A 12,484-nucleotide genomic window follows, 5' to 3' on the forward strand; every position below is an offset into this window, starting at 1 on the left:
GTTCAATGAGGTTCGGAGCAGCATTCAGCAGGTATATTTTCTGAGTTAAAAGAAGGGCTTATATGATTTTACTGTCATAAGGTGTCAAATTATAGCACATTATGACGCAAATGAGAACATCAGTGATATGGGACAGATTGAATCTGAACAACGTCAGGTTCGTTTCAAGGGAAACCCTGGACCAGTATGCCCGAGAGCTAGGAAAGAATCCCGCCGACAGTATGAAATATCTTCAGAGACACGGGTATATCCATAGAGTCCTGAGGGGCTTTTTCTACGTTTCCGACTACAAGGATCTCGACAGAGGCGGCTTCGAGTACTCTCTTCAGGAGATGATCAGCGAGGCCATGAAGGTCAAGAATGTGAAGAAGTGGTATTTTGGCCTTGAATCCGCCCTCAAACTGAACCTTATGACCCACGAGCACTTCAACATCGACTATGTGATCACAGACTCTTTCCGCACCACGAAGACCATCGAGATTCTGAAAAGACCGGTACGGTTCTATTCATGGAGCGGCCGCATTCACATCGATGGTTCATTGAAACAATATCGATCAAAACATGGAATAACGATTCCCTACTCGGATGTTGAGAAGACCGTTCTGGATCTCGCTTATAAAACGTATATTGGCCGTAGTGGAAATGTTATCGACCCTGTTCTGGAATACCGAGAAGAGTGCGACCCGATGAAGCTCAGATCATACCTGATGGAATACCCACCGGCCTTCAGGGAGATGGTTGGTGAACCGAGATGAACGTGGAGATCATAGGGTCACTTTGCCGAGATGCAGGCATTACTGACCAGGAGCGGGTAGAGAAAGATATGCGCATCCAATATCTCCTTCGAAGCATCGCTCCCACCCATATCTCAGCACCAAGCTCATTTTTAAAGGCGGGACTTGCCTGGTAAAGGCGCATATTCCATTCTATAGATTTTCTGAGGACATAGATTTTGGATGGTCTGATGAGACACTTTGGCGCGACAAGTCAAACCGTAAGGTGGAGTCGGATTGCCTTGACGTCATCAAGTTCATCCTTCAGGAAATGGCACCGATAGCCAGAGAGGATGGACTTACTTTCAATCCAAGCATCGATGCTCGCCAAGATGTTTTCATAAACAACAGTGGTACAAAGGTGACCATCCGCTTCAATTATACCTCATCAGTGACCGGAGCTCCAGGATTGATCAGGATGGAGGTGAACCTGGTCGACCTCATACTCCACCCCCTGTGCAGAATAGCTTGAAGCCTATGATATGCGCTTTTAGCGACGAGATCAGGTTCACGTTCAAAGAGGACGTGACGCTTTACCTGCAGACAGCAGAACTACTATGCTATGCGCCTCAAGAGATCTTAATCGAGAAATGTAGAGCGGCCATGACCCGAGGCCGGTATAAAGTCAGGGATAATTGGACTTGGTTATGCTGAAGAGACATTGTCGTCTCGATATCTTTGATTTTGAGGACGAAATCAAGAAAAAGGTCAGATTCACGGTTGATAGGTTCGACCGCTATCTCTCCAACTTCAACACGGACTCATTGCCTATGGACGTGGCGACCTTGGAAAATGAGATGATATTGCCCATAATCCCAAGGCCCCCGAACCTTATCGAAGAAATGATCGAGGTCAATGGCCATCTCAATGAACTAAAAGAAGAGATTTCGAGGAGCCTCGAAGGCCCCACTTGACCCAATGAAAAATAACGACAAAAGGAGTTTACTTCGCAGGCGCGGGCTCGACCGCGGCCACGGGAACGATGAAGTCGTTCTGGACGACGCTGCAATCTAGAGCGTTGGAGAACCGCATTGTCACGGCCCCTGATCACTGGGTCGAGATGACGACCGGCACCTGCTCCTTCCCGATGCGGAAGGAGTCGATGATGTCGTGGCCGGACGGCAGCGCCTCGATGACCGATTCTCCGTGAGCGGACCCGATCCTGATCGCCACGGCCCTGCCCTCGTGGTCCGAGTACCTCGCCACCATCCCGGAGGCCCTGCTCAGCAGCTCGGCGTCGTCGCCCTCGCACAGGCACACCGGGCCCGGGACCGAGACCGGCTCCAGAACGATGAAGCCGTCCCCGGCCAGCGTCCGCAGGCGAGCGTTCTCCTTCTCGTCCCTGCCGATGACCACCTTGTGGCCGTCCACGCGGAAGTGCCGCCCCACTTTCAGTATGGCCACGTCGCGGGCGGTGAGGTTGTCGGGGTTGTGCTCCAAGAAGTCGGACAGCTTGGCGGCGAACTCCTGGGAGGTCAGGAGGCACCCCCCGGCCGGGCAGGGATAATCGACGAGCCCTTTCTCTTCGGCCAGCTTTATCTGGGGCTTCCGGCTGCGACCGGATATCGCCAGCAGCGCCTCGCGGTCCACCCAGCCTTCCTTCTCTGCCTCTGTAGGGGGGAGCAGCTTGGCACTGAGGGGCCGCAGCAGCTTGCCCTCCAGGCCCGCCTCCCTCTCGATGAGCGCCATGGTGTTGCGGTGCTGGCTCATGGGCCTCTGCCCCACCACTTCGCCGGTGAACAGGAACTTGGCCCCCATATCGTCGGCGATCTGTTTCGCCCTCTTGAGCATGAATATGCGGCAGTCGATGCAGGGGTTCATCCCCGAGCCGCGGCCGAACTTGGGGTCCCTTACGATGTCCAGGTACTCCTGGCCCTTGGGGACGCTCTTGAACTCGATGCCCAGCTTCTCGGCGAGCTCGGCGGCATGGCAGCAGCCTCCCGAGTCACACTGGCAGAACGGCGAGGTGAACTTGAGAGCGACGACGGTGATGCCTTGCTCCATCATGACCTTGACCGCCAGTGAGCTGTCCAGGCCTCCCGAGAGCAATCCTATGGCGAGCATAACAATTGTGAATACTGCCTAACTACAAAAAGATTACAATGGACCTCGCTGCTTTGATGGCATGCCTCCTGTGTAGCTCCCTGCCGTTACGGGCGTTCGCATACATTCCGGGGGCGGGACGATCATACACTGCATAGATCTGGACATGCATAAGACATGCCATCAGCGCAGGGGGACCGACCGATTCGACCAGGCCCATTCGACCGTATCCGTCGTCTCGTGTTCTTGGTCAATGACAAAGGCTCGTGCTACCATGTGTCCAGAACTTTCCCCCTCCATCTCCATCAGAGCTGCCAGGGCCGTTCTCTTTCCACACATCTTTGAGATCTGTCTGCCACTCCATGAACCGTTACGGTTTGAAAAACCGAGCGGTCTCTTTTGCTCGGCGTTGCAACGACCATATCGTCACGTCCTCAGCTCCAGGCCTCTCAACGAACCGTCCATCCCTGACCGGAGGGGGCCAAAGAACCGAAAGCAATGGTCCTGTCGTCATGTTGCATCTCCTTCACCGTGGGGATGGATGGATCAAAGGCGTTATGGCCTTCGTTTACGGCCGTTATTACGGCAGCTCGGCGACCCGTCCTGGCATCTCATCGATTGGCCTGCATGCACGGGCATCATCGAATCATTCCATACCGATGAATGACACTCACGCCTCATCTCCGCGATCCATTCGCCCCAGCAACTTGTACAAAAGTGCATACAGCGTTTCGGCTTCCTCCAGGGAAAGCGGTATGCACTTACCCATCTGCGCGGGGATCGTTTTTGCTTTTTCCTTTAACTTCTCCCCCATCTCCGTGATGGTGATATTGACTGCGCGCTCGTCCTCCTTGGAACGCTCACGCTGAACGAGCCCCTTAGCCTCAAGTCGCTTTAATAGCGGCGTCAGCGTGCCAGAATCGAGATACAGATGCTCGCCCAGGTCTTTCACGCCGACTCGTTTGTGTTCCCATAGGACCATCATCGCGATATACTGTGTATACGTTAGGTCGATTTCGTCCAAAAACGGCTTGTATTTTTTTACAACCTCTCTGGCACAGGCATATATCGGAAAACAGATCTGATTTTCAAGCTTCAGCACATCGTGATTCATACGGTCTCCCCCTTCGCCATTTGCAACCCCGTATGGGTATTCCGCACACGGCCTTTCATGATCAGCCCGCACAGGATGCGAGATGACGATCAAGCAATGTACCGCCTGGTCCCATAACCTTCCTCTTCCCGGCAGACCCATCCACCGACGCATTCATAATCTGCCAATTGCCGCCGCCGGTAGGACCGGATGCTATGGACCGCATCGTCCTCCAGCCACCATATGGATGTGGATGAACGGACGTCTTTTAATATATAGCTGCGTCGCGTTTATCATTCCTCCAAAAGCTCAGCAATGGCCTTTTCAATGGCCGCCGGGGATTTGGTGGGCGCATAACGGGCCACTACCTCACCTTTTTTATTGATGAGGAATTTCGTAAAATTCCATTTTATGTTAGGTCCGCCGAGACCACTTTTCTGAGATTTGAGCCAAGAATAAAGAGGGCTTTCACCCTCACCGTTGACATCGATTTTATCGAACTGTCGGAAAGTGATCCCGTAGCGGCCTGTGCAGAAGTTGCCTATTTCCTCATTGGTTCCGGGAGCTTGGTTCGCAAATTGGTTGCATGGAAAGTCAAGAATCTCGAACCCTTTGTCTTTGTGTTTATCATATAAAACCTGCAATCCGCTGTACTGAGGTGTTAACCCACAGCCCGTCGCCGTGTTAACAATCAATAGTACCTTTCCCTTGTAATCAGAAAAACGCACCACATTGCCTTTCGCGTCTTTTGCGGTCAAATCATAGAGTTTCATTTGGTTCCTCCTTGACTCAATTGAATTGTATGTAATCAAATTGTGCTATATCTATTTGGCGGTGTCAAGCGCGCTCCTCCGACCAGGGCGAAACCTAGACCCATGGGCATACTGGTCGATCTGTTTGTGCATCCGCGCATCGCAAATGATCATACGGAAGCTCATCCTTTTGCCCTTACACACATCGCTAAAAGTCACCCCGCCGGAAGCATCATCTTCCCGCTTTTTTCATCCTCCCTCCGGGGGCTACCCTTCTTCTCTCCCTATGGCGGAGGTACTTGGACCGACAACGGAACGGAGATTATGTGCCCCCTACTTGCCGGCATCGCGCTTACCTGATGTCCACGAAGGGCACGATGTCGCAGCAGCCGCAGCGGTTGCACATTGTCTCGAAGGTCAGGGTGCTGAGCCCATGTCTCTCCAGGATGTCCTTCTGCGCCCGGACCAGGCGGAGAAGGCGGTCCTTGTCCACTGGCCTGACGCTACCGATCTCGCTGGCAAGGGCGTTCCTGTTCATGTTGTTGGTCCGGAGGGCGCGAAGAGTGGCCACGCTCCCGATCTCGGCCAGGTGCTCCACGCCCTGGAGGACGTTCTCGTCACTTTCCCCCAGCCCGATGATGATATTGGAGGTCACCCTGCCTCTTCCGAACACCTCCACGGCGTGCTCGATGGACCGCAGGATGAGGTCGTAGTCCTTCTTTCCGCACACCTTCTCGAAGATGCCGCGGTCGTAGGTCTCGATGTTCAGCTTGATCTCGTCGGCGCCAGCTTCCTTCAGGAGGTCGATCTGCTCCATTTCCGAGATATACGGCTCCACGCCAATGGTGACGGACGGGAGCGCCTCCCTTACTCCGCGGACCACTTCCGCGATGCGCTCTACCGTCCGTTCAGCGGTGTCCGGCACGCCCGACGTGATGGCCACCGCGTCGAAGCCGACCTTGTGGTGGGCCTCGACGATCATCCGCATCACCTTCTCAGGGGTGTGCCCCTTTTCCTGGCTCTCCTCCAGAAGTGGGGACGCGCAGAAGCTGCACCCGTAGATGCACCGGTTGTCCAGGTTGAAGAACGCCTGCTCGGGGGCGTGGAACACCACCGGCTCGATCTTCACCTCCTCGATGAACACCTCCCCGTCCCGGCACAGGGAGTACGTCCCGCCGTTCGGCACCAGCTCGAAGTCCCCCCGGTCGCGGGATACGGCCTTCTTGACCCTGGTGCCCTCGAACGCCAGCACTATGCCGGTGCTCCCGGCCCCGGGGCCGGCGGTCGAGCAGCTGGCCCGGAACGGCAGTTCCATGTCCTGGGGTATCTTCACGGGGCCAGATAGCAGAAGCGTGGCCTTCTTGTCAGCGGTGTGCATGATCCTCTCCTCGATGTCGTTGAGCCTGGAGTCCAGCCCGGCGATGGCCCGGCGGACCTCGTCCAGCGTATGCGCCAGCGGGTCAGGCAAGGGAGCTACGGTAGCTTCCGGGGCCTCCTTGCGCCCGTCTACCTTGATGACCTTGCCCGGCACTCCCACCACGGTGCTGTTGGGGGGCACGTCCTTCACCACCACCGACCCGGCGCCGATCTTGGAGCCGGCCCCGATGATGATGTTGCCCAGCACGGTGGCGTTGGAGCCGATGACCACATCGTTGCCGATGGTGGGATGCCTCTTCTCTTTCGATGTGCTCACCCCTCCCAGCGTCACCCCCTGGAAGATGGATACGTTGTCCCCGATCTCGGCCGTTTCCCCGATGACCACGCCGGTGGCGTGGTCGATGAAGAACCCCTTGCCGATCTTGGCCCCGGGGTGGATGTCCGTGCCCGTCAGCACCCGTGATGCGTAGTTGATGGCTCTGGCCAGCTTGTACTGTCCCTTCTCGTATAGGCGGTGGGACGTCCGATACAGGAAGATGGCGTGAAGGCCGGGGCTGAACATGAGCGCCTCGCCGAACGACCTGGGCGCGGGATCTCTCTCCAGAACGGTGTTGACGTCATCCTTCCAGCTCATGAGCGTTCCTCCGGGCCGCCGCCCCGCGAGCTCCACGGCCCCGACCCGATGGCCGCCATCGATGCTAGAGGCAAATGACCGGGACGTATTTCTTTTTAACGATTGTGAATTGATTGACGCAGCGCTCTCGGTGCCCGGTCCCGCGAGATCGAGAAAGTTATTTGTAACGATTATTACATGTAACAGTCGTTACATCTTGTTCGGAGGATCCTCTGGCATTGCCGCCCCGGCCGCATCGGACCGGTGGCCGGGAGGGGCTGGGAAGAAGGAACGGGCGATGGGCGCGGAAGCCAAGAAGAGGTTCGCGCCGGCCGTGACCGTCATTATCCTGTTCGGCATCATCAGCATGCTGGGGGATGTGGTCTACGAAGGCGCCCGCAGCGTCAACAGCCAATACCTGAGCCTCCTGGGGGTCAGCGCGGCCACCGTCGGACTGGCTTTTGGGATCGGAGAGTTCCTGGGGTACTCCCTCCGCATGGTCGCCGGGGTGCTGTCGGACCGGAGCGGCAACTACTGGACGTTCATGTTCGCGGGGTACGGGATGCTGGCGGTCGTGCCGCTGATGGGCCTGACCATGAACTGGAACATCCTCATCGTCCTGATATTGATGGAGCGTATAGGGAAGGCGCTGCGCAATCCGGCCAAGGACACCATCGTATCCAGGGTATCGGAGGGCCAGGTAGGGGTGGGGTTCGCCTTCGGCCTCCAGGAAGCGCTGGACCAGGTGGGGGCGTTCATAGGTCCGCTGATCTTCATCATGGTGTTCTATCTCACCGGGAAGAATGAGATCGCCCAGTACCAGTCGGGTTATCAATCGCTGTTCATCGCGGTCGTTCTCCTGATGATATTCCTGGCCTACGCGTACCGCAGGGTGAAAAAGGATGAACTGATCCCCGCCATGCCCAAAAGGGAGTTTCGGACGGAGAGGCTGAAGCCGATATTCTGGGTCTACACGGCCTTCACCTTCTTCTGCACGCTGGGGTTCGTAAACTTCAGCCTGGTGGGCTTTCACCTGAAGGACAGCGGCATCATGTCCGATGCGAACATCGTGCTGCTGTACTCCGTCGCCATGATCGTTGACGCGGCGACGGCCCTGCTGGTCGGAAAAGCGTACGACCGCTTGAAAATAAGGACCGGGATGAAGACCGGAGGGCTGCTCGTTCTGACGGCCATCCCCCTCGTCACGCTGCTGTTGCCGTTCCTGACCCTGAGCGGCTCGATCCCGCTGATCGTGGCGGGGATGGTGCTCTTCGGGGTGGTCCTGGGGACCCACGAGACCGTCATGCGCTCGGCCATCGCCGACATCACGCCGTTCCACAAGCGGGGGACCGGCTACGGCGTGTTCAACACCGCCTACGGCCTGGCCCTGCTGGGCGGGGCGGCCCTGATGGGCTGGCTGTACGATCTGGACCAGGCCGGGCTGATCGTGGCCTTTGTCGGGGCGGCCGAGATAATCGCCCTGCTGATCTATGTCGGGATGCGCCGCATGGTCAGGACGGGCCGGCCTGGAACGGGGTGACGCGTATGGAACACCAGGAATGGCTGACGATCAACTACACTCTTCCCAAGGAGCCGTCGCGGGCCCGGGTGAACGCATGGAGGAAGCTTAAGAAGAGCGGAGCAGTGCTCCTGGGCCAGTCGGTATGGGTCTTGCCCATGAGCGAGGACAACGAGGCCTTCATGCGGGACCTCTCCGGCGGGATCCGGCGCGACGGGGGCGATGCTTACCTGATGAAGATGGTCCCTCGCGACGAGGCCACCTCAGAGCGCCTGGTGGCCGCTTTTGACAAGGCGAGGGACGAGGAGTACGGGGAGCTTATCGAACAATCCGACGCCTTCCTCCACGAGCTGGAAGTGGAATCCGCACGGAGGAAGTTCACCTTTGCGGAGCTGGAGGAGAACGAGTGCGGGTTCCAGAAGCTGGCCGATTGGCACCGCAAGATCACGGAACGTGATTTCCACGGGGCCTCCCTGCGCTCCTCCGCCGATGAGAAGCTGGAAGAGTGCCGGGTGCGGCTGGAGGCGTTCTGCGCGGAGGTCTATCGGCAGAATGACGAGGTCCCGCAATGACGAGGGACGGGAGCGTGCCCTTGAAAGAGCGGGCAGGACAGCTGAGGACGGACCTCCCCGCCGTGTTCCTGGCGCTGAAGAAGAAGGAAACTCCGGTGCTGGCGAAGATATGCGCCGGGGCCACCGTCGCATACGCCCTGTCACCCGTGGACCTCATTCCCGATTTCATCCCGGTCCTCGGCTATCTGGACGATCTGATCGTCCTGCCCGCGCTGGTGGCATTGACCATGAAGCTGATCCCGCGGGACGTTCTGGCGCGATGCCGGGACGAGTCCGCCGAGATGTGGCGGGACGGAAGGCCGAAAAGGTGGCGTTATGCGCTGCCTATCATAGCCCTTTGGCTGATCGTCCTGTACCTGATCGCGAAGGCGATATGGCTCTGACCCGTTCCCCTTAAAGCTCACGGCCGCTCGGCCGGAGGAGTGCCCCGGAATCCTGCGAGGTCGAGGCACGCATACCTGTACCCGGCCTTCCGCACCCCCTCCACAATGGCCCCTCTCAGCTCCACCGCCCGGGCCAGGTCCTCGGGGAGGAGCTCGATCCTGGCGGTGTCCCCGGCGTGCCGGACCCGGAACTGGCGGAAGCCCAGGCCGTGCAGGACGTCCTCGGCCGCTTCTATCCTTGACAGCAGCTCCGGCGTTACCGGGGTGCCCTGGGGCACCCGAGAGGAGAGGCAGGCCATGGCCGGCTTGTCCCATACCTGGATATCCAGCGTCCGCGCCAGCTCGCGGACGTCCTGCTTGGTCAGCTCGAGCTCGATCAGGGGAGAGCGGACCCCTTGCTCCCGGGCGGCCCGCTGCCCCGGCCGGTCGTCCGAAAGGTCGTCCAAGTTGTTGCCGTCCACGATGACGCTGAACCCCTCGTCCCCGGCGATGCCGCGGAGCCGGCGGAACAGCGCGCTCTTGCAATGATAGCAGCGGTCCCCGTCGTTGGCCCGGTACCGGTCGTCCAGGTGCTCCTCCGTGGTGACAAGCCGGACCCTCGCCCCGCATCTCTCGGCCAGCTCCACGGCGGCATCCCTCTCCCGCCTGGGGTAGCTGGGGGAAACGCCGATGCACGACAGCGCCCGGGGCCCCAGCTCCTCGCCGGCCACGGCCATCAGCAGCGAGCTGTCCACTCCTCCTGAGTATGCCACCAGGACGGAGTCCCATTGCCTGAACCATCGGCGGAGGGTTCCCAGCTTGCGTTGGACATCATCAGGCATGTCGGTCATGGCATCCTCAGCAGAACACATACGGTCCTCATAGCAGTTGCCGCCCGGCCCTTGACGGCGTCGGGGGATACAAAAAGAGGGGAAGGTCCCGCGGGGGACCCCCTTCGTTCATGTTGTGGCCTAGCGGCTCAGGCTCAGGGTGTACCCGAAGCCTTCCAGCTTGCGCTGCACCAGGGTTATCATCTGGTCCTTGTCCGAATGGTCCCCTAGCTCGGCGTGGAGCTGCCCGCCCATGGAATGGGCCTTGACCCTGTGCCCCATTATATCGCCGAGGTCGCAGAAGACCTCCATCAACTGAGGACCTTTGAGGACGGTGAACCCCGTGCTGGTAATGTTCATCCGTCCGATCTCCACTCCCCTGTCGGTAACACGGTACTCGCTCATCTGATGCCCCAATTATTTGCACCTAAGGAATCTCGTATAGTTATGCTTTTCTCGAAGCAATCCTGGTATTAACAAACGAACCGGGCATGACCTGGCCGCCAGCTAGACCATGTGACCGGACCGATTCCGAATTGCATATCTATCCCTTCCGCGCAACGGCCCGGCGGGGGCGGAGGGAGAAAGCCTCTCGAACCCCACCCTCAGGCACCGTCAGGGTGCTCGCATGCTACCGGACCGACGGTCCGTCCAGGAATATTCCGTTCGAGCGGGTCCAGGCTGGCCTGGCGCCTTATCATGCCTTTTCAAGGCCTTCATGCGCCTTTCTGCCAACATTTTATTCTATTATGAATCTCCCACATCACAGTCATTAAATAACTTAACAATCGTTATACCGCCGCCGAACCAAGCGCTGAACCGCAGGTCTGCGGGTCGGGGACCGGATGTTCGCGTACAGAGAAGGGCGGCGCCGAACGACCAAAGAGCAGGTGAGAGATTGAAAGCGGTACGATTCCCGGAAGCGACACAGATCAGGCAGATGCGGCACTCCCTCGGCATCACCCAGTCAGCCCTGGCCAAGAGGTCCGGGGTAAGCCAATCCACCATCGCCAAGATCGAGAGGTGCAAGATCAAGGGCAGCTACCCCGAGGTGGTGAAGCTCTTCGAGGCTTTGGAGGACGAGGCGGAGACGCGGCTGACCAAGGTCCGCTTGCGCGACATCAGCACCAAGCAGGTCATCGGGCTCCAGGCCGAGGACCCGGTCAGGAGGGCCTCCGAGCTGATGAGGGAGCATGACATCTCCCAGATGCCGGTGTTCGAGGGCGACCGAGTGGTCGGCAGCCTCTGCGACAAGACCATCCTGGAGCTGGTGATGGCCGGCATGAAGATCGAGGAGGTCGCCCGCAGGCCCATACGGTCCGTCATGGACGGCCCCTTCCCCGTGGTGGACGAGGACGTAGAGAAGGAGTCGGTGGAATCGCTGATTCTCGCCGAGCACGCCGTTCTCACCACCCGCAACGGGAAGATAACCGGCATAGTCACGGGAGCGGACCTCATCCAGATCGACTGGTCGATCTGAGGCCCGACCGTTCTTTATTTTTTCGATTTAGTAAAAATGGGATGAAGGGGTTTGGGATGCCTGCGGAGGCGGCCCGGCTCACTCGAACAGGTCCGTGCTCAGGTACCTCTCCCCGGTGTCGGGGAGCACCACCACGACCTTCTTGCCCTTCCCCAGCTCCTTGGCGACCTCCAGGGCGGCCCACAGCGCCGCTCCCGAGGAGATGCCGGCGAGGATGCCTTCCTTCTTGGCAAGCTCCCTGGCGGTGGCCGCGGCATCCTCGTCCTTCACCTGAACGATGCGGTCGAGGATCTTGGCGTCGAGCACCTTGGGCACGAAGCCGGCCCCGATGCCCTGTATCTTGTGGGGCCCCTTGGCCCCGCCGGACAGCACCGGCGACCTGGCCGGTTCCACGGCGATGAGCAGCGTCTTCTTGCCCTTCTCGCGCAGGGCCTCCCCGACCCCGGTGATGGTGCCCCCGGTGCCGACCCCCGACACGAAGGCGTCCGGGTCAGGCAGGTCCTTCAGGATCTCCTGTCCGGTGGTCTCCCGGTGGATCTTGGGATTGGAGGGGTTGTCGAACTGCAGAGGGATGTAGTGCTTCGGATCGCTCTGGTAGATCTCCTTGGCCTTGTTGACCGCACCGCCCATGCCTTCTGGTCCGGGCGTAAGCACGATCTCCGCGCCGAAGGCCTTCAGCAGCTTGCGGCGCTCGATGGTCATGGTCTCCGGCATGGTCAGCACGAGGCGGTACCCCTTCGCCGCCGCCACCATGGCCAGCCCTATGCCGGTGTTCCCGGAGGTCGGCTCGACGATGATCTTGTCCTTGGTCAGGGCCCCGCTCTTCTCGGCATCCTCCACCATGGAGAGAGCGATACGGTCCTTGACGGAGCTTGCTGGATTGAATGATTCCAACTTTGCATATACCTCGGCGGAGCCCGCCGGGACGATCTTGTTCAGCTTCACCAGGGGAGTGTTGCCGATGGTGCTCAGTATCGAGTCATGCAACGTCATATTATCAAATGTTAACACTTCTGATGGTTTATAACTCTGTGTCTCGATAATATTCACATATGACTATTTTATGTTGC

The 12,484-nt window shown here is 58.7% G+C and carries 14 protein-coding genes; 7 read left to right on the plus strand and 7 right to left on the minus strand.

Going from position 1 to position 12,484, the window contains the following annotated elements; translation table 11 throughout:
• Positions 1-110: 110 nt before the first annotated feature.
• The 3 genes from WYS_RS13285 to WYS_RS13305 all read left to right on the plus strand — a co-directional run bounded on the left by WYS_RS13285 (position 111) and on the right by WYS_RS13305 (position 1,687).
• Positions 111-755, plus strand: coding sequence for a type IV toxin-antitoxin system AbiEi family antitoxin domain-containing protein (locus WYS_RS13285; RefSeq protein ID WP_147654227.1), 645 nt, complete (start codon positions 111-113; stop codon positions 753-755).
• Positions 756-834: 79 nt separating this feature from the next.
• Positions 835-1,245 (plus strand): nucleotidyl transferase AbiEii/AbiGii toxin family protein, encoded by a 411-nt coding sequence (locus tag WYS_RS15785; protein WP_081580007.1) that lies wholly within the window; start codon positions 835-837, stop codon positions 1,243-1,245.
• A 175-nt stretch (positions 1,246-1,420) separates the two neighbouring features.
• Positions 1,421-1,687 (plus strand): hypothetical protein, encoded by a 267-nt coding sequence (locus tag WYS_RS13305; RefSeq protein WP_019178672.1) that lies wholly within the window; start codon positions 1,421-1,423, stop codon positions 1,685-1,687.
• 133 nt (positions 1,688-1,820) lie between these two features.
• Here WYS_RS13305 and WYS_RS13310 read toward each other — a convergent pair whose 3' ends face one another.
• The 4 genes from WYS_RS13310 to cysE all read right to left on the minus strand — a co-directional run bounded on the left by WYS_RS13310 (position 1,821) and on the right by cysE (position 6,672).
• The gene (locus WYS_RS13310) at positions 1,821-2,837 is read right to left on the minus strand and encodes a hypothetical protein (protein ID WP_019178674.1); all 1,017 of its coding nucleotides are present in this window, start codon (positions 2,835-2,837) and stop codon (positions 1,821-1,823) included.
• Positions 2,838-3,486: 649 nt separating this feature from the next.
• Complete coding sequence (locus WYS_RS13315) at positions 3,487-3,930, minus strand: MarR family winged helix-turn-helix transcriptional regulator (protein ID WP_019178676.1); 444 nt, start codon at positions 3,928-3,930, stop codon at positions 3,487-3,489.
• 272 nt (positions 3,931-4,202) lie between these two features.
• Complete coding sequence (locus WYS_RS13320; protein WP_019178677.1) at positions 4,203-4,682, minus strand: glutathione peroxidase; 480 nt, start codon at positions 4,680-4,682, stop codon at positions 4,203-4,205.
• A 331-nt stretch (positions 4,683-5,013) separates the two neighbouring features.
• Positions 5,014-6,672, minus strand: coding sequence for a serine O-acetyltransferase (cysE, locus tag WYS_RS15790; protein ID WP_081580008.1), 1,659 nt, complete (start codon positions 6,670-6,672; stop codon positions 5,014-5,016).
• Positions 6,673-6,949: 277 nt separating this feature from the next.
• Here cysE and WYS_RS13330 point away from each other — a divergent pair, with 277 nt between their 5' ends.
• From WYS_RS13330 to WYS_RS13340, 3 genes are read left to right on the plus strand one after another with little or no spacing between them, the layout of a single operon-like run.
• Positions 6,950-8,191, plus strand: a complete 1,242-nt coding sequence (locus WYS_RS13330) for an MFS transporter (RefSeq protein ID WP_026069130.1) — start codon at positions 6,950-6,952, stop codon at positions 8,189-8,191.
• A gap of 5 nt (positions 8,192-8,196) precedes the next feature.
• Entirely contained in the window at positions 8,197-8,742 is a 546-nt protein-coding gene (locus tag WYS_RS13335; RefSeq protein ID WP_026069131.1) for a Chromate resistance protein ChrB, read from the plus strand.
• A complete protein-coding gene (locus WYS_RS13340) occupies positions 8,739-9,125 on the plus strand; it encodes a YkvA family protein (protein ID WP_019178681.1) in 387 nt (128 codons plus the stop codon). Before WYS_RS13335 ends, WYS_RS13340 begins: the two co-directional genes overlap by 4 nt.
• A 17-nt stretch (positions 9,126-9,142) precedes the next feature.
• Here WYS_RS13340 and larE read toward each other — a convergent pair whose 3' ends face one another.
• A complete protein-coding gene (gene larE / locus WYS_RS13345) occupies positions 9,143-9,955 on the minus strand; it encodes an ATP-dependent sacrificial sulfur transferase LarE (protein ID WP_019178682.1) in 813 nt (270 codons plus the stop codon).
• Between the two features lie 120 nt (positions 9,956-10,075).
• Positions 10,076-10,339 carry a hypothetical protein gene (locus WYS_RS13350; protein ID WP_019178683.1) on the minus strand — a complete coding sequence of 88 codons (264 nt, stop codon included), beginning with the start codon at positions 10,337-10,339 and terminating at the stop codon, positions 10,076-10,078.
• Positions 10,340-10,832: 493 nt separating this feature from the next.
• Here WYS_RS13350 and WYS_RS15795 point away from each other — a divergent pair, with 493 nt between their 5' ends.
• Complete coding sequence (locus WYS_RS15795) at positions 10,833-11,414, plus strand: CBS domain-containing protein (protein ID WP_162137744.1); 582 nt, start codon at positions 10,833-10,835, stop codon at positions 11,412-11,414.
• 78 nt (positions 11,415-11,492) lie between these two features.
• On the opposite strand, the gene cysK is transcribed toward WYS_RS15795, so the two are convergent.
• Positions 11,493-12,407 (minus strand): cysteine synthase A, encoded by a 915-nt coding sequence (cysK, locus tag WYS_RS13360; RefSeq protein WP_019178685.1) that lies wholly within the window; start codon positions 12,405-12,407, stop codon positions 11,493-11,495.
• Between the last annotated feature and the right edge of the window lie 77 nt (positions 12,408-12,484).

This window comes from Methanomassiliicoccus luminyensis B10, from assembly GCF_000308215.1.
GTDB lineage: Archaea > Thermoplasmatota > Thermoplasmata > Methanomassiliicoccales > Methanomassiliicoccaceae > Methanomassiliicoccus > Methanomassiliicoccus luminyensis.